Origin of the sequence: Gordonia sihwensis, assembly GCF_029632925.1 — a bacterium.
GTDB lineage: Bacteria > Actinomycetota > Actinomycetes > Mycobacteriales > Mycobacteriaceae > Gordonia > Gordonia sihwensis.
Window position 1 is genome coordinate 3,607,333 of sequence record NZ_CP121248.1, and the last position, 22,958, is coordinate 3,630,290.

Annotated in this window: 20 protein-coding genes and 1 riboswitch; of the genes, 7 read left to right on the top strand and 13 right to left on the bottom strand. The window is 68.7% G+C overall.

Going from position 1 to position 22,958, the window contains the following annotated elements:
• The first annotated feature begins 34 nt into the window (after positions 1–34).
• A riboswitch (TPP riboswitch) is annotated at positions 35–148 on the top strand.
• Both thiC and thiD read left to right on the top strand, forming a co-directional pair.
• A complete protein-coding gene (thiC, locus tag P5P27_RS17185; protein ID WP_278125230.1) occupies positions 140–1,831 on the top strand; it encodes a phosphomethylpyrimidine synthase ThiC in 1,692 nt (563 codons plus the stop codon). It overlaps the preceding riboswitch by 9 nt.
• Before the next feature lie 47 nt (positions 1,832–1,878).
• Positions 1,879–2,691 (top strand): bifunctional hydroxymethylpyrimidine kinase/phosphomethylpyrimidine kinase, encoded by an 813-nt coding sequence (gene thiD / locus P5P27_RS17190; protein ID WP_062366550.1) that lies wholly within the window; start codon positions 1,879–1,881, stop codon positions 2,689–2,691.
• Between the two features lie 11 nt (positions 2,692–2,702).
• Here the strand turns inward: thiD and P5P27_RS17195 are convergent, their stop codons facing one another.
• The gene (locus tag P5P27_RS17195) at positions 2,703–3,026 is read right to left on the bottom strand and encodes a helix-turn-helix domain-containing protein (RefSeq protein WP_341338791.1); all 324 of its coding nucleotides are present in this window, start codon (positions 3,024–3,026) and stop codon (positions 2,703–2,705) included.
• Between the two features lie 36 nt (positions 3,027–3,062).
• Positions 3,063–3,773, bottom strand: coding sequence for an AraC-like ligand-binding domain-containing protein (locus P5P27_RS17200; protein ID WP_278125231.1), 711 nt, complete (start codon positions 3,771–3,773; stop codon positions 3,063–3,065).
• Positions 3,774–4,075: 302 nt separating this feature from the next.
• Between P5P27_RS17200 and P5P27_RS17205 the strand changes: the two genes are divergently transcribed.
• Positions 4,076–4,567 carry a hypothetical protein gene (locus P5P27_RS17205; protein WP_006897986.1) on the top strand — a complete coding sequence of 164 codons (492 nt, stop codon included), beginning with the start codon at positions 4,076–4,078 and terminating at the stop codon, positions 4,565–4,567.
• Here the strand turns inward: P5P27_RS17205 and P5P27_RS17210 are convergent.
• The 8 genes from P5P27_RS17210 to fgd form a co-directional block, all read right to left on the bottom strand.
• Positions 4,564–4,953, bottom strand: a complete 390-nt coding sequence (locus P5P27_RS17210) for a helix-turn-helix domain-containing protein (protein WP_278125232.1) — start codon at positions 4,951–4,953, stop codon at positions 4,564–4,566. The two genes, P5P27_RS17205 and P5P27_RS17210, sit on opposite strands and share 4 nt — an antisense overlap.
• A 1-nt stretch (position 4,954) precedes the next feature.
• Positions 4,955–5,563 carry a hypothetical protein gene (locus P5P27_RS17215; protein WP_278125233.1) on the bottom strand — a complete coding sequence of 203 codons (609 nt, stop codon included), beginning with the start codon at positions 5,561–5,563 and terminating at the stop codon, positions 4,955–4,957.
• Entirely contained in the window at positions 5,560–6,225 is a 666-nt protein-coding gene (locus P5P27_RS17220) for a hypothetical protein (RefSeq protein ID WP_006897984.1), read from the bottom strand. Before P5P27_RS17220 ends, P5P27_RS17215 begins: the two co-directional genes overlap by 4 nt.
• Before the next feature lie 77 nt (positions 6,226–6,302).
• Positions 6,303–7,685 (bottom strand): glutamate decarboxylase, encoded by a 1,383-nt coding sequence (gene gad / locus P5P27_RS17225; RefSeq protein WP_006897983.1) that lies wholly within the window; start codon positions 7,683–7,685, stop codon positions 6,303–6,305.
• A 48-nt stretch (positions 7,686–7,733) separates the two neighbouring features.
• The gene (locus P5P27_RS17230) at positions 7,734–9,614 is read right to left on the bottom strand and encodes a YhgE/Pip domain-containing protein (RefSeq protein WP_278125234.1); all 1,881 of its coding nucleotides are present in this window, start codon (positions 9,612–9,614) and stop codon (positions 7,734–7,736) included.
• A 1-nt stretch (position 9,615) separates the two neighbouring features.
• Entirely contained in the window at positions 9,616–10,350 is a 735-nt protein-coding gene (locus P5P27_RS17235) for an ATP-binding cassette domain-containing protein (RefSeq protein WP_278125235.1), read from the bottom strand.
• Positions 10,351–10,358: 8 nt separating this feature from the next.
• Positions 10,359–11,636 carry a metal-dependent hydrolase family protein gene (locus tag P5P27_RS17240; protein WP_006897980.1) on the bottom strand — a complete coding sequence of 426 codons (1,278 nt, stop codon included), beginning with the start codon at positions 11,634–11,636 and terminating at the stop codon, positions 10,359–10,361.
• Between the two features lie 216 nt (positions 11,637–11,852).
• On the bottom strand, positions 11,853–12,866 hold the full coding sequence (gene fgd / locus P5P27_RS17245; RefSeq protein WP_278125236.1) for a glucose-6-phosphate dehydrogenase (coenzyme-F420): 1,014 nt from the start codon (positions 12,864–12,866) through the stop codon (positions 11,853–11,855).
• A 234-nt stretch (positions 12,867–13,100) separates the two neighbouring features.
• On the opposite strand from fgd, the gene P5P27_RS17250 reads away from it, so the two are divergent.
• Positions 13,101–16,979 (top strand): Pls/PosA family non-ribosomal peptide synthetase, encoded by a 3,879-nt coding sequence (locus P5P27_RS17250; RefSeq protein ID WP_278125237.1) that lies wholly within the window; start codon positions 13,101–13,103, stop codon positions 16,977–16,979.
• 75 nt (positions 16,980–17,054) lie between these two features.
• Complete coding sequence (locus P5P27_RS17255) at positions 17,055–18,413, top strand: M1 family metallopeptidase (RefSeq protein WP_411815644.1); 1,359 nt, start codon at positions 17,055–17,057, stop codon at positions 18,411–18,413.
• A 73-nt stretch (positions 18,414–18,486) separates the two neighbouring features.
• Here the strand turns inward: P5P27_RS17255 and P5P27_RS17260 are convergent, their stop codons facing one another.
• Positions 18,487–19,095: a dTDP-4-dehydrorhamnose 3,5-epimerase family protein gene (locus P5P27_RS17260; protein WP_278125238.1), complete on the bottom strand. Its 609-nt coding sequence runs from the start codon at positions 19,093–19,095 to the stop codon at positions 18,487–18,489.
• Between the two features lie 2 nt (positions 19,096–19,097).
• Complete coding sequence (rfbA, locus tag P5P27_RS17265; protein ID WP_006897975.1) at positions 19,098–19,973, bottom strand: glucose-1-phosphate thymidylyltransferase RfbA; 876 nt, start codon at positions 19,971–19,973, stop codon at positions 19,098–19,100.
• 80 nt (positions 19,974–20,053) lie between these two features.
• Between rfbA and rfbB the strand changes: the two genes are divergently transcribed.
• Complete coding sequence (gene rfbB, locus P5P27_RS17270; RefSeq protein ID WP_278127464.1) at positions 20,054–21,058, top strand: dTDP-glucose 4,6-dehydratase; 1,005 nt, start codon at positions 20,054–20,056, stop codon at positions 21,056–21,058.
• A 17-nt stretch (positions 21,059–21,075) separates the two neighbouring features.
• Positions 21,076–22,095: a UDP-glucose 4-epimerase GalE gene (gene galE, locus P5P27_RS17275; protein ID WP_278125241.1), complete on the top strand. Its 1,020-nt coding sequence runs from the start codon at positions 21,076–21,078 to the stop codon at positions 22,093–22,095.
• Here the strand turns inward: galE and P5P27_RS17280 are convergent.
• Positions 22,080–22,946, bottom strand: a complete 867-nt coding sequence (locus P5P27_RS17280; RefSeq protein WP_278125243.1) for a YihY/virulence factor BrkB family protein — start codon at positions 22,944–22,946, stop codon at positions 22,080–22,082. The genes galE and P5P27_RS17280 overlap by 16 nt on opposite strands.
• Positions 22,947–22,958 lie beyond the last annotated feature (12 nt).

Consider the following 22,958-nt stretch of genomic DNA (forward strand, 5'->3'; position numbering starts at 1 on the left):
CGACCGGACGACGTGAGTATGGTGGGCACCGCACAACTTCACACGCGGGGGCTCCCACGGAACCGGGGGCTGAGATGGCGACAGGCGGTCGTCGACCGCCTGAACCTGTCCGGATAATGCCGGCGTAGGGAGGATCATCATGGGCACATCCATGCCTGGAACCACACGTGACGACGCCACCGCCGAGGTGACCTGTGGCCCCATCGAGGGCAGCAGCAAGGTCTACCTCGACATCGACGGCATGGCCGTTCCCCAGCGTCGAGTGCATCTGACGAACGGCGAGCACCTCGACCTCTACGACACCTCCGGTCCGTACACCGACTCGTCGGCGACCATCGACCTCGAGAAGGGGCTGGCGAAGACGCGCGACTCCTGGGAACGGCCGGCACCGGTGCCCGTGGGCGGACACGACGCGGCCACCCAGCTGGCCTGGGCACGCGCCGGGATCGTGACGCCGGAGATGAGATACATCGCCGCGCGCGAGGGCGTCGACGCCGAGCTGGTCCGCAGCGAAGTGGCCGCCGGACGCGCGGTGATTCCGGTCAATCACCGCCACCCCGAGTCGGAGCCGATGATCATCGGCAAGGCCTTCGCGGTGAAGGTGAACGCGAACATCGGCAACTCTGCCGTCACCTCGTCCATCGCCGAAGAGGTGGAGAAGATGGTCTGGGCCACCCGGTGGGGCGCCGACACCATCATGGATCTCTCGACCGGCAAGGACATCCACCTCACTCGCGAATGGATCCTGCGCAACTCCCCCGTCCCGGTCGGAACCGTGCCGATCTACCAGGCGCTCGAGAAGGTGAACGGCGATCCCACGCGCCTGACCTGGGAGATCTACCGCGACACCGTCATCGAACAGGCCGAACAGGGCGTCGACTACATGACCGTGCACGCCGGCGTGCTCCTGCGTTACGTCCCGCTGACCGCCAAGCGGGTGACCGGCATCGTCTCGCGCGGCGGCTCCATCATGGCCGCATGGTGTCTGGCCCACCACACCGAGTCGTTCCTGTACACGCACTTCGACGAGCTGTGCGAGATCTTCGCGCGGTACGACATCACCTTCTCGCTCGGCGACGGCCTGCGCCCCGGGTCCATCGCCGATGCGAACGACGAGGCGCAGTTCGCCGAACTGCGGACCCTGGGCGAGCTGACGAAGATCGCCAAGAGCCACGGCGTACAGGTGATGATCGAGGGCCCCGGGCACGTCCCGATGCACAAGATCGCCGAGAACGTCCGGCTCGAGGAAGAGCTGTGTGAGGAGGCCCCGTTCTACACGCTCGGCCCGCTCGCCACCGACATCGCGCCGGCCTACGACCACATCACCTCCGCGATCGGCGCCGCGATGATCGCGCAGGCCGGCACGGCGATGCTCTGCTACGTGACGCCGAAGGAGCACCTGGGGCTGCCGAACCGGGACGACGTGAAGGTCGGCGTCATCACCTACAAGATCGCGGCACACTCGGCCGACCTCGCCAAGGGGCATCCGCGCGCCCAGGAACGCGACGACGCCCTCAGCAAGGCGCGCTTCGAGTTCCGCTGGACCGATCAGTTCAACCTCGCGCTCGATCCCGACACGGCACGCGAGTACCACGATGAGACGATGCCCGCCGAGCCGGCGAAGACCGCGCACTTCTGCTCCATGTGCGGCCCCAAGTTCTGCTCCATGCGGATCTCGGCCGACGTCCGCACCTATGCACAGGAGAACGGGCTCGTCACGCAGGAGGACATCGACGCGCGGCTGGCACAGGACATGGCGGCCAAATCGGCCGAGTTCGCGGCGGCGGGAAACCAGGTGTACCTGCCGATCTCCGAGGCCGCCGCGCCGTGACCCTGCGGCTTCCGCAGGCCGGCCCCGGCGTCACCCCGGTCCGGGTGATGACCGTGGCCGGCTCCGATTCCGGCGGCGGCGCGGGCATTCAGGCCGATATGCGCACCTTCGCGATGCTCGGCCTGCACGCCTGCGTCGCGGTCACCGCGGTGACCGTGCAGAACTCCACCGGGGTCACCGGAATCCAGGAGATCGATCCGGCGGTGGTCGCGGCGCAGATGCACTCGGTGGTTCCCGACATCGGCGTCTGTGCGGTCAAGACGGGGATGCTGGCCTCCGATCCGATCATCACGGCGATCGCCGAAGCCGCGACGCAGCTCGGCATCGGCGGTGACACGGGAGTGCCGCTGGTGGTCGATCCCGTCTGCGCGTCGATGCACGGCGATCCCCTGCTGGCGTCCGACGCCCTCGGTGCGCTCACCGAGCGGTTGATGCCGCTCGCCACGGTCGTCACGCCGAACCTGGACGAGGTGCGCCTACTGACCGGGATCGACGTCGTGGACGGTGCGAGCCAACGGGCGGCCGCCGCGGCACTGCGCGAGACGGGCGCCCGGTGGGCCCTGGTGAAGGGCGGCCACCTGCGGGGCAGCGAACACAGCCCCGACATCCTGTACGACGGCCGAGAGTTCCTGGAGTTCCCGGGCAGACGCATCGACACCCCGCACGACCACGGTGCGGGTGACACCCTGGCCGCGGCGATCACCGGCGCGCTGGGCCACGGCTACCGCGTGCCCGACGCCGTGGCCTTCGCGAAGCGGTGGGTCACCCGCGGCCTGGCCGCCGCCTATCCGCTCGGCGCCGGCCACGGCCCGGTGAACCCGCTGTGGCGGCTCGATCCGGCGGCCGACTCCCCGCCGTGACCGGCCCGCCGCTATCCGCGCACGCGGTGGCGATACTCCACCGGTCCGACGCCGTAGCGCTGCTTGAACCGGTTCCGGAAGGTCGCGACCGTCGGGAAGCCCGATGAGAGCGCGATGGTGCTGATCGAGGCGCCCGCGTTCTGCATGAGCATCTCGTGGGCGGTCTGCAGCCGGCGATCGGCGATCCGGCTCGCGAGCGAGGTGTCGCAGTTCTCGAAGTAGCGGTACAGCTGGCGGCGCGAGAGGTGCAGCCGCTCGGCGATCGCGTCCGGGGAGAAGCTGGGATCGCGGTGGTGGCGGTCGATGAGGTCGCGAGCGGCCTCCTGGACGAACAGGGCGTTGTCCTCGGTGCCGGTCGGAGAACCGTCGAGTTACGACAGCGCGGCGACAATCAGATCGACGGCGGCCTGCTCCGAGACGGTGCCCGTCGCCTGCCCCGCATTGAGCGCCGAGGTCTCGGCGGCGAATCGGCGGACGAAGACCGCGGCCGCGCGGGCCAGCGGGGTGTTGGCCGCGATGGGACGCTGCAGCCGCTCGGCGATGTGGCGGTGCTTGCCGAGCCGATTGAACGGGATGAGCAGTCCGGACGGGTCGGCCACGGCGTTGGTCACCAGGCTGTACGGGGTCGCGTTGCTGACGAACACCAGGTCGCCGGGGCCGTAGACGAACTCCCGGCCGTTCTGCCGGATGAGTGACTGTCCGCGCATACCGCTGACACTGACCACCAGAGAGTCCGACGGCTCGTTCCGCACCCGCTCCGCCGTGCGCTCCATCGTCATCGCGGGCTGCAGTGCGCAGTAGGTCACGATCGACGACAGACTCTGTGCGAAGCGCATCGCATGAAAGGTCTCCGGTTCCGCGATGCGGACGTCGACCGTCGGGCTGTAGGCGGTGGTGCCGGAATGGCCGGTGAACCGGTCCGGACGCGGGCGCGTCGGGACACTGCCGACGCCGAGCCGCGCTTCCCATTCGGCGACGGTGCGCGGAGTGAGCCGGGTCGCCAGTCCGGGACGTGCCGCCTGAGGGAACGAAGCGCGCGTATTGGACAGACTTGTCTTGGGCAGGGTTGCACTATGGGGCATGAGGAGACCTTCTACGCATGGGGGACATGGCGAGGTGGGCCTGGCTTTGGGAGGGAGCCTTGCTTTCTCATCTGACATACTTGCACACCCAATTATCAGTGTCGAGCGAATCACCAAAAGCGCCAAGGTGATATTCGGGTCACATCGGGCGGGTCCGATCGGCAAACTTGCGTCGCAACTGTCACTACCTGGGGGTAACTGCTAGCAGGCCGGCATCGCGGCATACCCGGCGCGGTACTGTTCTGGGAGACCGCGGCGCGACGACCCGCCGCGGCCCGCATCGTCTCGTCCTAGGAGCGCCCGTGACCCAGCCGCCGAACGACGGCCCCACGACACCCCCGTCGAGCGAGCCGCAGTACCCGGCGTCCGCGGGACAGACCGCCTACAGCAACCAGCCTGCGGGGTACGGCCCGCCGACCGGCCCTCCGGAACCCGTGACGGCCGCCGCCGCGGAGACCGCGGCCGTCCGGCGCTGGCGGATCATCACCGCGGTCGCCTGCCTCGCCGCCGCTCTCGTCATCGTCAGCTTCTTCCTCGTCGGCCAGAGCCGATCGTCCGACAGCCAGGCTCCGGTCACCGAGACCGTCGTCGACACCACCACGGTGATCTCGACGACCACCGGCAGCGCCGCCACGCGCACCGCGACCGACACCGTGACCGAGACCGCGACCGAGACAGCGACGTCGAACGCCACGGCCACGCGCACCGTGACCGACACGGTCACCAGGACCCGGACCGAGACCGACACCAAGACGGTGACCGAAACCGTCGCCCCGCCTGCGAAGTCGGGTTAGCCCACCGGACGCGAGGTCTCCGCGGACGCGGGCGCCCCTCCCGCCCTCGACTGCGCCAGCCGATCACGGAACTCATTGGGGCCCAGACCGTAGGCGCGGCGGAACCGGAAGCGGAAGGCGCCCAGCGACGCGAACCCGCACGCTCGTGCCACCGAGGCGATCGACGCCGCCGGGTTCGATATCAGCAGCACCCGCGCGGCCTGCAGTCGCCGGTCGGCGATCATCTCGGCGACGCTCCGGTCGCAGTCCTCGAAGTGGCGGTAGAACTGGCGCCGGGACAGGTGAAGGCGCCCGGCCAGCACCGCCGGTGACAGCGACGGATCGCGGAAGTGCCGCTCGATGAGTTCGTGAGTCTGCTCCCGGACGTAGGCGGTGGTGCCGGACACGTCACCCGGTCCGGCAGCCCGTCTCGGCGACCACAGCGGAGAGCATGTCGATCATCGCGATCTCGGCGGCCAGGGTCGGCGTCCGCACATCGCGCGCGATGACCGATGAGACGAACCCGCGGACACTGCGCGCCGCGACCGCCGCCAACAGGGTGTCGGGAATGAGTACACCGGCCGTGGCGAGCGTCCTCGCCCCGACTCCCAGTTCGTCGGCCGGGATCCGCAGCGCGGCCACGTCCGCCAGGTCACCGGACGACGGCGGTTCCGGCGAGCCGCCGGTCACGACCACGACGTGGTCGCCGGACGATCCCGCGGCGTCGGGCATCGCGATCAACAGGAAGTCGCCGTCCGGTGGGGGTTCGGAAACCTCCGCGTGCCACGTCAGCGGTGTGCGCAGCGCCCGTGTGGCCGTCACCACCGACAGCCTGCGCTGATGGATCGCCGCGCCGAAGGTCTCCGGGTCAGTGCTCGCGAGCCGGTCGACGCCCACCATGTCCCGGTAGGCCGCCAGTCCCTGGCGCCCGCCGAGAACGAGCGGCGGATCGTCGTCGCACACGCCGACCGACCGGCTCCAGTCCCTGATCTCGTCCGGGGCGGGCCGGGCAGTCATCGTGCCGCCGATGCCCGTGGGAGGACGACGGCCGAGGCCAGGAAGAAGCAGATCGCGCCGACGAAGGTGCCCACGTTGGCGGCCACGGCATCGACGGTGATGCCGCCGACCGTGATGTAGGAGGCGACGGCGGAGACGCCGAATGCCACGCACCCGATGAAGTTGATCTGGCCCGACCACCAGTTCCGGTCACCGGGCGCCCACATCCGTCCCGTGGCGTGGGAGAAGGCGACGAGGACGAAGAACCCGCTCACCAGGAACGCCACCGAGCCGGCCGCGTCCGGAGTCCAGACGAGATGCTTCTCGCCGCGGATGGTGTGCGTCATGAGCGCCCCGCCGGTGCTGACGTTGAACAGCAGCGTGCCGAAGAACTGCGTCGCCGCCGCGAACCACTCGGCGCGAACCATCACCCCCGGCGCATACGAGACCGGGACGGTGGGACTGCCGCTGAGCACCAGTTGGATGAACGCCGCACCGGTGAAGAACCAGGAGCCGGCGAAATAGCAGATGTTCACGACGGACGCGCCGGCCCAGTTCCCGAAACCGGGAGCCGAGCCGATCGCGAACAGCGCAGAGCCGATCATGAAGCCGATGCACTGATGAACCACCGAGGGTGTCAGGATCCGGCTCGTCAGCGCCGTGGTGGCGTTGCGATTGGTCATGGACGGTACGTGTCTCCTGAGCGACTCCCCGCCGCTCGCCTCCCACATTGAGGAGACGAGCAGCGGACCACGGACGTCTAGTGGTGGAAGTGCGAGTTGTTGCCCTCACGCGGCATCGGCGCGTCGAGCTTCTCGAGGAAGTCGACCTCCGCGCGCAGATCGTCGAGCAACTTGTCGGCGAGATCGTGACTGAGCCCGGCCCGCACCACGATCCGTTGCACCGTCATGTCGGCGAGATCGTCGGCCAGCGGGTAGGCGGGCACCTGCCAGCCCTTCATCCGAAGCCGGTCCTGAAGGTCGTACAGGTTCCAGTTCGGGTTCGCGTCCTTCGTGAGCCGCCACGCGAACACCGGGATGGTGTCGCCCTTGCTGATCAACTCGAACGGGCCCATCTCCGCGATCGCCGACGACAGGTACTGCGCCACGTCGAGCGAACCCTGCTGGACGGCGGCATAGCCCGCCCGCCCCAGTCGCAGGAACTGGTAGTACTGCAGCAGCACCTGGGCGCCCGGCCGGGAGAAGTTCAGCGCGAGCGTCGGCATGTCTCCCCCCAGGTAACTGCAGTGGAAGATCATGCTCTCCGGGAGCGCCTCGGCGTCGCGCCACACGATCCAGCCCACGCCCGGATACACCAGACCGAACTTGTGGCCGGAGGTGCTGACCGATGCGACACGGTCGACGCGGAAGTCCCACTCCAGATCCGGCTGGCAGAACGGCGCGATCATCGCACCCGAGGCACCGTCGACGTGGATGTGCACGTCGAGGCCGGTGTCCTTCTGGATCTGGTCGAGCTTGGCGGAGATCTCCTTCACCGGCTCGTACGCGCCCGTGTACGTCTGGCCCATGATCGCCACCACGCCGATCGTGTTCTCGTCGACGTACTTCTCGAGTTCATAGCCGTCGAGGAACAGATGCTCCTCGGTGATCGGCACCCAGCGAGGCTCCACCTCGAAGTAGTTGCAGAACTTCTCCCAGCACACCTGCACCGCTGTCGACATCACCAGGTTCGGCTTCTCGATCGACTCACCCGCGGCCTTGCGCTTGGCCTGCCACCGGCGTTTGAGCGCCAGGCCGCCGAGCATGCAGGCCTCCGACGACCCGATGGTCGAGGTGCCGATCGCCTGGTCGACGTCGGGGTTGTGCCAGAGGTTGCCGAGGATCCGCCAGCAGCGGTCCTCGATCGCCGCCGTCGCCGGGTACTCGTCCTTGTCGATCATGTTCTTGTCGACCGTCTGCATGTACAGGAGTTGCGCCTCCTTGTCCATGTAGGTCGAGACGAAGGTCGCCAGGTTGAGCCGGGCGTTTCCGTCGAGCATCGCCTCGTCGTGCACGATCTGATACGCCGTCTCCGGCAGCATCATCTCGTCGGGCATCTCGAACCGAGGCAGTTCGGTCGCCTCTCCCCCGCGGGTGAACACGGGACTGACGATCATCGAGTCGGTCGAACGCGAGTTGGGCATCTCTTCTCCTTCAACAGCGGTGGGTACAGCGCGGGAACTCGGCGCCGGTCAGACCTCGACTGGCGGATACAAGCGGTCCATCGTGTATTGGCGGTTGCGGTGTGCCGCCCATGTGGACCCTGCCATGAACAGCGCGGTCAGGCCCGCCACCACGGCGATCGCGATCCACAGTCGGTGGTCGATTCCGCCGAGCGTCAGCTGGCGCAGACCGTTGACCGTGTAGGTCATCGGGTCCACCCAGTGGATGTACTGGAACGGGAGGGTCGTCGTCGGCACCGGATAGATGCCGCCCGCGGACGTCAGCTGGATCATCAGGAACGCGAGCGTGACCACCCGCCCGACGGCCGGCCCGAACAGCGCGTTGAACATCTGGATCATCGCCAGGAACATCGCGACGATCAGCAGCATGAAGCCGAATGTGGCCACCGGATACGCCGGGCGCATCCCGATCGCGAAGACGACCACCGCGTACAGGATCGCCGCCTGGAGGAAACCGACGGCGAAGGTCGGCGCATAGGATGCGAGCACCACCCGCAGCGAGTCGAGTCCCTGCGCCACCGGCCGAGCCTGGATCGGGGTGAACAGCATCCAGGCGATGATGCAGCCGACGAACAGCGCGAGCGAGAAGAAGAACGGTGCGAAACCGGTACCGAAGGTCGCGGCCTCGTGCTCGGTGTTCTCGGTGAGCTTGACCGGCTGCCCGAGGGTGTCGGCCAGTTCCTTCTTCTGCGCGGCGGACCAGTGCGGTATCGCTTCGACGCCCTGGTTCAGGCCCGACGCCAGTTCCTTGGAGCCGGAGGACAGTTCGACGAGACCGGCGGTGAGCTGGTCGGCGCCGGAACTGAGTTCGGCCGATCCGGCGCGGACCTTCACGAGATCGTCGTGCATGACGCCCGGCTCGAGAAGAGTCATCGCCATGCGCACCGGACTCGACGGATCGGCGAGCTCGCGGCTGACCGCGGCGGTGTCGGTGCTCAACTGCGCCAGCTCAGCCGAGCTCGGCAGATCGGGTCGCTGCGGAGTCGCCAGCTGGCGGCGCACGCCCTCGAGCGCCTGACCTGCAGCGCGGACCGCGGGGTCGGGATGTCCCTTCAGTTGCGCGGTGACGCGGGCGAGAGCCTGCGAGGCGTCGCTCTCCGCGGTGGCCGCGCCGCCGCTGATCGTGCTCAGTCCGGCCGCCGTCCGACTCATCCGGTCGGCCGCCGCGCTCAACTCGGCCGCGCTCATTCCGCGGCCCGGCGATTCCGAGAGCGCCATCAGCGGATCGGTCGTCTCGACGATCGCGTCGTTGAGTTCGTTCAACGCCGACGACAGCTTCGCCGAGCCGTCGTGCGCGGTGACCAGTCCGGCGCTCAGCTCGTTGGCCCCGTCGGCCGCCTGGGTCAGCTTCCCGACCATCGACCCCGCGTCGTTCAGAACGATCTCGAAGGTCTGGGAACCGACCTGCGCCGACACTTTGTTGACCACCTGCTGCGCGGCGTCCTGGCCCATGATGGTCGCGAGGTAGTTGTTCGCGTCGTTGTAGGTGAAGATCAGCTCGGCCGAGCCGGGCTCGCTCGACGTCGGCGAGGCCACCTTGGCGCTGAAGTCCTCGGGCAGGGTGATCGAGAAGTAGTACTTGCCGTCGGCGACACCCTGGGCGCCCTCCTCCTCGGACACCACGTGCAGGTCGAGCTGCTTCGAGTCGATGAGCCCCTGCACCACTTGGTCGCCGGCGTCGAGCTTGTTCCCCATCACTTCGGCGCCCTTGTCCAGGTTCACCAGAGCCACCGGGATCTTGTCGACGGCGTTGAACGGGTTCCAGAACGCCCACAGGTAGAGCGCACCGTAGAGCAGCGGCATCAGGATGATGACGGCCAGCGCGAGCCGTGGCATCCGCCCGCGGTAGTAACGCTTGAAATCGCTTCCCGGCGAAAAGGCGGCGAGCATGTCAGATATTCCGATCTGCCGGCTCGAGCCGGACGAATTCGCGGTCCGTCAGATTGTCGACTCGCTCCACTCGGACGAGTCCCCGGTGTGCCGGCGCGCCGTTCACGTCGGCCGTCACCACCGTCTGTTCGCGCCCGAGCGCGACGAGCCGGTCGAGCATCAGATTCGAGTTCTCCACCCGCGTCAGGTTGTCGACCCCGCCCACCACGAGCAGCTCCGACCTCCCGATGTTCGCGACCGCGATCCGGAAGAGCGCCGCGGTCAGCTCGGGCAGTTCCTCGACGTACGACATCAGCGGCGGCAGTTGCAGATCGTCCCCGAACACCGGACGGCAGATCCGTTCCAGGTCGTCTTCACGCGCCTGTTTCACCCAGCGGTACCAGGGCGCGTGCCAGCGCAACTGTTCGGTGAGCACGTCCCGGACGCGAATCGTCTGCTCGATGCCGTCGACCTCGTCGATGAACGCCATCGCGGAGTGATTGAACAGATGGTGGGCGTCGTCGGTGCGGCCGAAGGCCGTCAGCGTTCCCTTCGTCGGGCGCATCCGCCCGCACAGCGTCAGCAGCAACGCCGTCCGGCCGCGGCCGCCCGACCCCTGCAGAACGGTGACGCCGCCGCGTGGCACCGTCACTTCGACGGGACCGTAGATGTGTCCCCACGACGCGTCGACCCCCAGGTCGATGCCGTGCAGCAGCGGATCGGTGTCGAACGCCGCGGTCTCGTACTGGATCGTCACGTCCGTCCTCACACCGCGTTCTTGACGACGACGCCGTCTTTGACGATCAGGACGAACTTCTCGTCGGGCTGTGCGATCACCGAGAGGTCGGCGATCGGATCGCCGTCGATCAACAGCAGGTCGGCCCACGCGCCCTCGGCGATCACGCCGAGCCGGGCCGACGCGTACGGATTGCGCGGACCGGCCATCTCGAAGAGGGCGGCGTTGCCGGAGGTGAGCATCTTCAGCGCCTCGACATTCGAGTAGTAGTCGCCCAGCCGCGCGGCCATCACGCTCTGCCGGGGCGCCGCTTCGGGCTCCAGCAGCAGATCGGTGCCGAAGGCCACCTGGACACCGTGCTTGCGCGCCCAGCCGTACACCGCTTCGGTGCCCGCGCAGATCTGTGTGTTCTTCGCCGCTCTCGCGGGGTCCGGATAGTGGTGATCGGCCTCGGCGAAGGGCTGCATCGACAGCCACAAACCCTTTTCCCCGATGAGCGCGACGGTCGCCTCATCCGCCAGGTGACCGTGCTCGATGGACCGCACACCGGCCTCGATCGCCCGGCGCACTCCGTCGACGGTGTAGACGTGGGTCGCCACATAGGTGCCGTAATCGGCGGCCGCGGCGACGGCGGCGCGGATCTCGTCCGGCGTGAACTGCAGGGTGTACAGCGGGTCGTACATCGACGCGGCGCCACCTCCGACGGTGAGCTTGATCTGGCTCGCGCCTTTGCGGAGTTGCTCGCGCACCGCGGCCAGCACCCGGTCGACGCCGTCGGCCACCCGCGTGAAGCCGATCTCATCGGTCCGCGAGGGGCCGCCGCCGAACTCCTGCGGAGTCTGATAGACGAACGCGAAGTCGGCGTGACCGGAGGTCTGCGAGATCATCGCCTGGCTGGGGAAGATCCGCGGGCCCTCGAAGTCGCCGCGGTCGATGGAGGTCTTGATCGGCGCCACGTCGCCGCCCATGTCGCGGACGGTGGTGAACCCTCGGTGCAGCATGCGCCTCGCCTCGGCGAGGGTGTTCGTGTACAGGCTGCCGGTGGGCCCGGCCACGAAGTCCAGGTAGCCGTTCGCATTGCCCATCAGATGCACGTGCGCGTCGGACAGACCGGGCATCAGGAACTTGCCGCCCGCGTCGATCACCGTGGCGTCGGCCGACTGCGCATCGATCGGATCGGTGGACACCGCGGCGATCGTGCGTCCGTCGATCAGGACGTCGACTCCGTCCGCGGCTCGGTCGGCGAGACCGTCGAACACCCGTGCATTCTTGATAAGAGTTCTACGAGAATCCTTCGCATTGCCCATATTTCGGAACGCTATCCGAGAGCCTTGCCCCGCGACAGGCATTGCACTTTCTCAAATCGGACCTCGCAGGAGAACCGTCGACCTCGAGAAAACCCTCCTACCTGCAAACATTCATCGTCGCCACAGGTCCGACCAAGCGGGAGTATCGGACCAGTGGCACGAAACGGGTCACAGACGGCACGGTTCGGCGTCTGTGCCCCGGAACGCCTCGGCCGGTCAGGCCAGCGCGCGCAGCTTCGGCACCACGTCGGCGGTGAACGACTCGAGGAACCGGCGCTGGTCGTGCCCGGGGTTGTGGAAGACCAGATGGTTGAGCCCGGCGTCGAGATAGGGCTTGATCTGCGCGATCGCGTCGTCCGGATCCGACGCGACGATCCACCGCTTGGCGACCTGTTCGATCGGGAGTTCGTCGGCGAGCCGCTCCATCTCCACCGAGCTGTTCACGCTGTGCTTCTGCTCCGGGGTCAGTGACAGCGGCGCCCAGAAGCGGGTGTTCTCGAGGGCCGTCTCCGGGTCGCGGTCGTAGGAGATCTTGATCTCGATCATCCGGTCGATGTCGGTGAACTCCCGCTCGGCCTTGGCGGCGCCCTCCTTCACCGCCGGGATGAGCTTCTCGGTGTACAGCTCCATACCCTTGCCGGAGGTGCAGATGAAACCGTCGCCGGCCCGTCCGGCGTACCGGGCCACCACCGGACCGCCCGCCGCGATGTACACCGGCACCGGCTCGGCGGGGATGTCGTACATGTAGGCGCCCTGGGTGCGGTAGTAATCGCCGTCGAAGTCGACCTTCTCGCCGGTCCACAGCTCGCGCATCAGGCGGACCGACTCCCTCAGGCGCGCGAAGCGCTCCTTGAACTCCGGCCAGTCGCCCTGGAACCCGGTGGCGTACTCGTTCAGCGCCTCACCGGTGCCGACGCCGAGCATCACCCGGCCGGGGTACAGGCACGCCATCGTCGCGAACGCCTGGGCGATCACAGCGGGGTTGTAGCGGAAGGTCGGGGTGAGTACCGAGGTGCCCATCTGCAGTCGCTGCGTCCGTTCGCCGACCGCGGCCATCCACGCGAGGGAGAACGGGGCGTGTCCGCCGTTGTGCCGCCACGGCTGGAAGTGGTCGCTGACCGTCACCGAGTCCAGACCGAACTCCTCCGCCATCACGCCGACCTCGACCAGTTCGCGCGGGTCGAACTGCTCCGCCGACGCCTTCAGTCCGAGTTTGAGCGGTGCCGCCATGTTTCATCTCCTGAGCGCTGGTGATACAAGCATCGATACGTGCCGGTGATCGAGCGTCGCCGGCCCGACGTGATCCAGCTTACGGTCCGCTCCGGTGAGCTCGTCGAGCAGGCGAAACCGGCTCGGACCCGCCGTGTGCCGCCCAGCGCGACCGTTCGCCCTGTTGCACAATTACCTCGACGTGCCGTGGTGGCCCGTTGCTCGTTCGCGTCGCCTCCCGGAGGTCCATCACCCGTGCCGATCCCGCCCGAGTACCTGCTCTCGTCCCAGGCACCGGCTCCGCGCACCCTGTGCGAGATCCTCGCCGCCACCGCCGAGCGGTACCCGGACGCGCCGGCCGTCGACGACGGCGACCGCATGGTCTCGTACTCCGAACTCGCCGTCCTGGTGCGTCGAGTGGCCCGCAGGCTCGCGTCGATCGGCATCGGGCGCGGGCACCGGGTGGGTATCCGGATGCCCTCGGGCGATCGCCATCTGTACATCGCGATTCTCGCGACCCTGTACGCGGGCGCGGCCTACGTGCCGGTGGACGCCGACGACCCCGACGAACGCGCGCGACTGGTCTTCGGCGAGGCCGACGTCGACGCGATCATCGACGCCGACGGCGTCCATCGGCGCACCGACCGCGAGACCCGCACCGATCACGACCCCGCACTCCTGTCGTCCCCGGCGACCACCGCCGACGACGCGTGGATCATCTTCACCTCCGGCTCCACCGGGAAGCCGAAGGGCGTGGCGGTGACCCACCGCAACGCCGCCGCGTTCGTCGACGCGGAGGCCCAGCTGTTCCTGCAGGACGAACCGCTCGGACCCGGCGACCGCGTGCTCGCCGGCCTCTCGGTCGCCTTCGACGCGTCCTGCGAGGAGATGTGGCTGGCGTGGCGCAACGGCGCCTGCCTCGTACCCGCGCCGCGGGCGCTCGTCCGTTCCGGAATGGACCTCGGTCCGTGGCTGGTGAAGCGCGACATCAACGTCGTCTCGACCGTCCCCACCCTGGCGGCGATGTGGCCGGCCGAGGCCCTCGAAGCCGTCCGTCTGCTGATCTTCGGGGGTGAGGCGTGCCCTCCCGAACTGGCCGACCGTCTCGCGACGGACGACCGGGAACTGTGGAACACCTACGGCCCCACCGAGGCCACCGTGGTGGCCTGCGCCGCGCAGATGCACCGGGGACGGCCGGTGCGGATCGGTCTGCCGCTGCGCGGCTGGGACCTCGCGGTGGTGGGAGCCGACCAACAACCGGTGGAGCCGGGGCAGACTGGCGAACTCGTGATCGGCGGCGTGGGGCTGGCCCGCTACCTCGACCCGGTCAAGGACGCGGAGAAGTATTCGCCGATGCCCTCGCTCGGCTGGGCTCGCGCCTATCGCAGCGGCGACCTGGTGCGGATGTGCGACGACGGTCTCGACTTCGTCGGCCGGGCGGACGATCAGGTCAAGATCGGCGGACGGCGCATCGAACTCGGCGAAGTCGACAACGCGCTCCAGAATCTCCCCGGGGTCAGCGGTGCGGCGGCCGCCGTCCGCAAGACAGCCACCGGGAACGCCCTGCTGGTGGGCTATCTCGCGTCGGCCGACCCGAGTTTCGACGTCGCGGCCGCGCAAGCGCTGCTGCGCGAGGACCTGCCCGCCGCGCTGGTGCCCCGGCTGGTCCTCATGGACGAGCTGCCCACCCGCACCTCGGGCAAGGTCGACCGCGACGCGCTGCCCTGGCCGGTGCCGGGCACGGACTCCTCGGACGGCGGCGGCGATCTCACACCCACCGAGGCGTGGCTCGCCGAACAGTGGACGGCGGTGCTGGGCGTCGGTGTCGACTCGGCCGAAGCCGACTTCTTCGCCGAGGGCGGCGGATCGCTCTCCGCAGCTCAGCTGGTGACGGCACTGCGCGCCCGTTACCCCGAGATCACCGTCGCCGACCTCTACGACCACCCCCGGCTCGGCTCGCTGGCCGAGCTCCTCGACTCCCTGGCACCCGGCGCCACCGTCGCACCGCGGTCGGTGACGCCGGTGCCGCGGTCCACCGGATTCGCGCAGGCGGCCGCATCCATCCCACTCGCCACGCTCACCGGCATCCAGTGGATCACCTGGCTGGGCGTCGCGAACAACGTCGGTCGCGCCGCCGCCGACGCCCTCGGCTACTCCGCGCCGTGGCTGGCGTCGGTGAACTGGTGGCTGCTGATCGTCGCGTTCCTGGTGTTCGTGACCCCCTTCGGCCGGTTGGTGATCGCCGCCGCCGGAGCTCGCGCCCTGCTCGCGGGGGTCGGTCCCGGCACGTATCCGCGCGGCGGATCCGTCCACGTGCGCCTGTGGGCCGCCGAACGCTTGATGCAGGCCAGCGGCACCCACAATCTCTCGGGAGCCCCGTGGCTCCCGACGCTGGCACGGGCGCTCGGTGCGAGCATCGGCCGCGGCGTCGACCTGCACTCGCTGCCGCCGGTCACCGGGCTGCTGGAGATCGGCGACGGCGCCGCCGTGGAGCCGGAGGTCGACCTCGCCGGCTGGTGGATCGACGGAGACGAGCTCGTGATCGGTCCGATCGCGATCAAGCCCGGCGCCACCGTCGGATCGCGCTCGACGCTGTTCCCGGGCGCCACCGTGGGACGCGACGCGATCGTCGACCCGGGATCGGCGGTGCGCGGGAAGGTGAAGTCGCGACAGCGGTGGGCGGGCTCGCCGGCCGCCAAAGTCGGCAAAGCGAAAGCCGACTGGCCCGAGCACCGGCCCCCGCGGCGTCGCCGGTGGGTGCCGGTATATGCGTGCAGCGCCTTCCTCATCTCCGGGATACCGCTGGTGTCGCTGGCCGTCGGGCTCACCGTGATCGGCTCCTGGGCGCTGCCCGCGGACTCGATGGGCGCCGCCGCGGCACGCGGCCTGGCGATGGCGCCGGTCGCCGCCGTGGCCGCGATGGCCGCGTTCGCGCTGCTCATCCTGGTGGCGGTGCGGCTGCTGTCGATCGGCATGCGCGCCGGGGTGTACCCCGTCCGGTCGCGCATCGGGTGGCAGGTGTGGGCCACCGAACGGCTCGTGGACTCGGCGCGCACCTACCTGTTCCCGCTGTACGCGAGCCTGCTCACCCCCTGGTGGTTCCGCGCCCTGGGCGCCCGGATCGGCCGGGGGACGGAGATCTCCACCGCGCTGGTGATCCCGAAGTTCACCAGTGTCGGCGACGACTCGTTCCTCGCCGACGACACGCTGATGGCGTCGTACGAACTCGGGGGCGGCTGGATGCGCGTCGGCGAGGCCAAGGTCGGCAAGCGGGCCTTCCTCGGCAACTCCGGCATGGTGGCACCCTCGCGCAAGCTGCCGAAGAATTCGCTGGTGGCGGTGCTGTCGTCCGCGCCGACGAAGTCCAAGAGCGGGTCGAGTTGGCTCGGCAGCCCGCCGGTGCGGTTACGGCGGACGGCGTCGGAGTCCGACACGTCACGGACCTTCGCCCCGCCCACCCGGCTCCGCGTGGCGCGCGGGGTGGTCGAGACTCTGCGGATCATCGCGGTGATGGTCTCGTTCGGTATCGGGGTCGGGGTGCTGTTCGCGCTGCAGTCGCTGGCCGTGACGACGAACGTGCTGGTGGCCGCCGCATGCAGCGGGCTGACCCTGCTGGCGGCGGGAGCGGTCGCGGGCGTGATCGCGGCGATCGCCAAATGGACGGTCGTGGGGCGCATCCGCGCATCGGAGCATCCGCTGTGGAGTTCGTTCGTCTGGCGCAACGAACTCTCCGACGCCTTCGTCGAGACGGTCGCCGCCCCCTGGTTCGCCAACGCCGCGGCCGGCACCCCGGTGCTCAACCTGTGGCTGCGGGCGCTGGGCGCGCGCATCGGCCGCGGCGTGTGGTGCGAGTCGTACTGGCTGCCCGAAGCCGACCTGGTGACGCTCGGCGACGGCGCGACCGTCCAGCGCGGCTGCGTGGTGCAGACGCATCTGTTCCACGACCGCGTGATGGCGATCGATTCGGTGACCCTCGCGGCGGGTGCCACACTCGGCCCGCATTGCGTGGCGCTGCCGGCCTCCGGCATCGAGACGTCGGCGACGGTCGGGCCCGCGTCGCTCGTGATGCGCGGCGACGTGGTTCCGGCGCACACGCGCTGGCAGGGCAATCCGATCACGCCGTGGCCGCGCTGACCGTCGTCACGCGGCGTCGCAGGTTCAGCGGTAGGCTCGAATTGCCGCGCCAATCGACCAACGGGAAGGCTGTCTGTGCCAGGCAAGATCGAGAAGTCCGCGTGGCACACCCCCAAACTCAGTGCGGCTTCCCATGAGTTGGATCCGTACCTTCCCCGCAACGGCAACCTCGGGTACCGCGTCTCCCGCTACGATCTGCACCTCGAGTACCGGGTCAGCAGCAACAGGCTGTCCGGGACCGCGGTCATCACCGCGTCGTCGTACCAGCAGCTGAACCGTTTCAGCCTCGACCTCGCGACGGGCATGCGCGTGGACCGCGTGACGGTCAACGACCGGCGCGCACGCTTCTCCCACCGGCTCGGCAAGCTGTCGATCACGCCGCCGGCGCCGGTGCCGCCGGGCGGTGCGCTGACGGTGGAGGTGCGCTACCGCGGCAGTCCCCGGCCGATACGGGGTCCCTTCGGCGACGTCGGATGGGAGGAACTCGACAACGGCTCGCTGTGCGCCAATCAGCCGAACGGCGCGCCGTCGTGGTTCCCCTGCGACGACCATCCCGAGGCCAAGGCGCCGTTCCGCATCGAGATCACCACCGACAGCCCGTACTTTGCGCTCGCGAACGGCCGGCTCGCGTCCAAACGCCGCCGCGCCGCGCAGACCACCTGGGTGTACGAACAGGTGGAGCCGATGGCGACCTACCTGGCCGCTATTCAGATCGGACAGTACGAACACCGGACGATGGCGGAGGAACCGGTGCCGGTGCATGCGCTGGTCCCGCCCACGCTCCGCGCTCGGTTCGACGTGAGCTTCGCCAGGCAGCCGCAGATGATGCGCGCCTTCATCGAGATGTTCGGCCCGTATCCGTTCCGCGAATACACTGCCGTCGTCACCGAGGACGACCTCGACATCCCCCTCGAATCTCAGGGCTTCTCCACCTTCGGCGCCAACCACTGCAACGGCACTCGGGAACACGAGCGCCTCGTCGCGCACGAGCTCGCGCATCAGTGGTTCGGCAACTCGGTGACGGTCGCGCGCTGGCGCGACATCTGGCTGCACGAGGGCTTCGCCTGCTACGCCGAGTGGCTGTGGAGCCAGCACTCCGGCGGCAGGTCGGCCGACGAGTGGGCGCGGCACTACTACACCAAGCTCGCCGCCGCGCCGGTCCGCGTCCCGCTCGCCGACCCCGGCGCCGAGGAGATGTTCGAGGACTGGGTCTACAAGCGCGGCGCGATGACCTTGCACGCGCTGCGTCTGCGGATCGGCGACGGCGAGTTCTTCGCTCTCCTCCGCCGGTGGACGGAGAAGTACGCCTACGGCTGCGTGACCACCGAGGACTTCATCGCGCTCGCCTCCACCTTCTCCACATCGTCGCTGAACGACATCTGGCAGGACTGGCTCTTCACCCCCGCGCTCCCGCCGTTCCCGTCCCTGGGCTGACCTCCGCCGAAAATTTTGGCTCCCGGAACGGTCTCTCAGACCCTTCCGGGAGCCAAAATTTCCTGACTCGAGCTCAGTCCGTCAGGAACTCGCGCACCGCGTCGAGACTCGGCAGCAATCCCGACTCCCGAGCCTGCGACAGGCCCGGCGCGGCGGAGTCCTTCTCCGACAGCACGTACTCCAGCGGAGAGCCGTCGCGGGCGATCTTCGGCCATTCGATGCCGAGTTCGGGGTCCATCGGGTCGATGCCGTGCTCGCTGCCCGGGCGATATCCGGTGGAGCACAGATAGGTGACGACCGATCCGTCCTGCAGGGAGCAGAAGGCGTGGCCCAATCCCTCCGAGAGGTAGACGGCGCGGCGGTCGTTGTCGTCGAGCAGCACCGCGTCCCAGCGGCCGAAGGTCGGCGAGCCGACGCGGATGTCGACGACCACGTCGAGCACCGCCCCCGCAGAGCAGGTCACGTACTTGGCCTGACTCGGCGGCACATCGGAGAAGTGGATGCCCCGGACCACGCCCGCCGCCGACACCGAGGTGTTGACCTGGGCGAGCTGGAACGGTCGGCCGATGGTCTCGGCGACCACGTCGGCTTTGAAGGCTTCCAGGAACACTCCGCGATCGTCGCCGTGAAGCACGGGGGTGAAGGCCCACGCGCCGTCGATGCTCAGCGGTCGTACATCCACGCTCACAACTCCCGTCCGCGCTCGAGCAGGTCGAGCAGATAACTTCCGTAACCGGATTTCACAAGGGGCACGGCGGTCGCGCGGAGCCGCTCGTCGTCGAGGTATCCCAGCCGCCAAGCGATCTCTTCGGGCACCGCGATCTTGAGCCCCTGCCGCTGCTCCACCGTCCGGACGAAGTTCCCGGCGTCGAGCAGACCGTCGAAGGTGCCGGTGTCGAGCCAGGCCGTGCCGCGCGGCAGCACCGTGACCCGGAGCTTTCCGCGCCGCAGGTACTCCGCGTTGACGTCGGTGATCTCGTATTCGCCGCGCGCGGAGGGCCGTAGGCCGGCGGCGATGTCGACCACGTCGTTATCGTAGAAGTACAGCCCCGGCACCGCGTAGCGCGACTTCGGCCTCGCGGGCTTCTCCTCCAACGACACCGCGTTCCCCGCCGAGTCGAACTCGACGACACCGTACGCGCTGGGATCGGCGACCCGGTAGGCGAAGATCGCACCGCCCTCGAGCCCGTCGAATCCCTTGAGCTGCGAACCCAGCCCCGGACCGTAGAAGATGTTGTCGCCGAGGACCAGCGCGACGGAATCGTCGCCGATGTGATCGGCACCGAGCAGGAAGGCCTGCGCGAGGCCCTCCGGTTCGGGCTGAACGGTGTAGCTGATCGAGACGCCGAACCGCTCGCCGTCGCCGAGGAGATGTTCGAAGGCGGCGCGGTCGCCGGGCGTGGTGATGACCAGGATGTCCCGGATCCCGGCGAGCATCAGCGTCGAGAGCGGGTAGTAGATCATCGGCTTGTCGTACACCGGGACCAGCTGTTTGCTCACACCCAGCGTGATCGGGTGAAGCCTGCTCCCGGTGCCGCCGGCGAGGATGATTCCGCGCATGCGATCAGCCTATCGGTACAGTTGGCCGCGACAGATTTCGAAGCCACGGGGCAGCGATGCCCGGATCCGGGGGAACCCGTATGCGAGTGCTGGTGACCGGCGGAGCCGGTTTCATCGGAGCCAACTTCGTGCTGCGGACACTGGCCACCCGGCCCGACGCCCAGCTGACCGTTCTCGACAAGTTCACCTACGCCGCGAACCCGTCGACGCTGCAACCGGTGGCCGACCGGATCCGGGTGGTCCGCGGCGACATCGCCGACGCCGCGGCCGTCGATCCGCTCGTCGCCGAATCGGATCTCGTGGTGAACTTCGCGGCCGAATCGCACAACGACAATTCGCTCGCCGACCCGTCGGCATTCGTCCAGACCAATCTCGTAGGCACGTACACGCTGCTCGAAGCAGTCCGTAGGCATGGCGTGCGCCTCCACCACATCAGCACCGACGAGGTCTACGGCGACCTCGACCTCGACGATCCGTCGCGTTTCACCGAGGAGACGGCCTACAACCCGTCGAGCCCGTACAGCTCCACGAAGGCCGGCAGCGACATGCTGGTCCGCGCGTGGGTCCGGTCGTTCGGCATCGCCGCCACCATCTCGAACTGCTCGAACAACTACGGGCCGTATCAGCACATCGAGAAGTTCATTCCGCGTCAGATCACGAACGTGCTGACCGGGGTGCGGCCCAAGCTCTACGGCGACGGGCGCAACGTCCGCGACTGGATCCACGTCGACGACCACAACGACGCCGTCTGGGCCGTCGTCGACCGCGGTCGGATCGGTGAGACCTATCTGATCGGCGCCGACGGCGAGGTCGACAACCGCACGGTGGTCGAGGCGATTCTGACCGCGCTCGGACAGCCCGCCGACGCCTTCGACTTCGTCACCGACCGCGCCGGCCACGACCGCCGGTACGCGATCGACTCCCACCGCCTCCGCACCGAACTCGGGTGGCGGCCGGCGTACACCGATTTCGCCTCCGGCCTCGCCGCGACGATCGCGTGGTACCGCGAGAACCGCGACTGGTGGGCGCCGCACAAGGAGGGCGTGGAAGCCGCCTACGCCCGAACTCAGCAGATCCTCGATTGATCGGAGACCCGACACTCATGCGCGTACTCGTCACCGGCGGCGCCGGTTACATCGGTTCGCACACCGTCCTGCAACTGCTGGCGGCGGGGCACGACGTCCTGATCGCCGATGATTTCAGCAACGCCAAGCCCGCGGTGATCGACCGGCTCGAGGAACTGAGCGGACAGTCGATCAAGGTGCACCGCGTGGACCTGACCGACGAGGCGGCCACCGCCGCGATCTTCGCCGCCGAGGACATCGACGCCGTCATCCATTTCGCGGGATTCAAGGCGGTCGGGGAATCGGTCTCCGAGCCGCTGAAGTACTACCGGAACAACCTCGACACCGCGTTCAGCGTGCTCCGCGCGATGGACGCCCGCGGCGTGCGGAAGTTCGTCTTCTCCTCCTCCGCCACGGTGTACGGCGAGAACCCGGTGCTCCAGCGCACCGAGGACATGCCGACGTCGGCGAACAATCCGTACGGCTGGACCAAGGTGATGATCGAGCAGGTGCTGCGCGATCTCGCCCTCGCCGACGACTCCTGGCGGATCGCCCTGCTGCGCTACTTCAATCCGGTCGGCGCGCACGCCAGCGGCCGCATCGGTGAGGATCCGAACGGGCTGCCGAACAATCTGATGCCCTTCGTCGCACAGGTGGCTGTCGGACGCAGGGAGAAGCTGTCGGTGTTCGGCGACGACTATGACACCGTCGACGGCACCGGCGTCCGCGACTACATCCACGTCGAGGACCTGGCCGCCGGCCACATCGCCGCACTCGACCGGCTCGGTGAGACCGCCGACGCGCTGTCGGTGTGGAACCTGGGCAGCGGTGAGCCGGTGTCGGTGCTGCAGTTGGTCGCGGCCTTCGAGCGCGCCAGCGGCCGGACGATTCCGTACGAGGTGGTCGCACGCCGGCCGGGCGATCTGGCGGCGAACTGGGCCGATCCGTCGAAAGCGAATCGGGAACTCGGCTGGCACGCCGGCCGCGGCATCGACGACATGTGCGCCGACGTCTGGCGCTGGCAGTCGCAGAATCCGAACGGTTATCCGGACGCGTAGTCGGAGCGCAGCTCCACCGGTTCCTCGACCAAGGCGTCGTCCGAGTCGTTCGGCGTGCGGATCACCTGTGCCAGAACTGTCGCGACGACGACGATCGCGGTGAACACGAACAGCCAGCCGATGGCCGCGAAGACCATGCCCAGCGATCCGAACGAGGCGCGCGCGGAGTGGAAGACCTGCGCGTAGCCGATCTGCGTGATCGCCATGAAGACCGTCAGTCCGGCGCCGGCCAGGGCGCCGATGCTCCACAGGTCGGGTGCGGCCAGCTGTCGCACCGTCAGAATCCGCGGGACCGCGGTCCACGCCAGCATCCAGATGACGAAGGTCCAGATCAGCGCGAACACCATGCGTCCGCCGTCCTCGTTGTAGTCGAGCACGACGACCGCCTGCGCCGTGGTCGCGAGGGCGAGTACCGCGACCACGGTGAGCCACCGCCACCAGCCGCGCAGCCCGGTGGACCGCACACCCCAGACGCCGACGTACATGCGGTCGAGGGCGCGGGCGAGCGAAGTCGCGGACACGATGGTCATGAAGGCGCCCGCGATGCCGAACGACGCGTACGACCCCGGCGAATCCGGGTGTCCCAGGACGAGTCCGTCGAGGCTGAACATCATGATCGTTCGGTCCAGGACGCCGTCTCCGGGAATCGTGGTCAGCAGCAACAGCACCGGGAGGATGGAGGTGAACGCCTGCGCCGCGAGGGTCATCGCACGGTCGCTGACATTGCTGACCGCTATCGCGCGGACCATCCGGTACCCGAGGACGAGGTGATCTGCGGCGCTCTCCGGCAGACGCGCGAGCACCGCGTTCAGCGGTCCGGTGATCTTGGTCGGAACCATGCGCGAAATCATGTCACCCCCTCT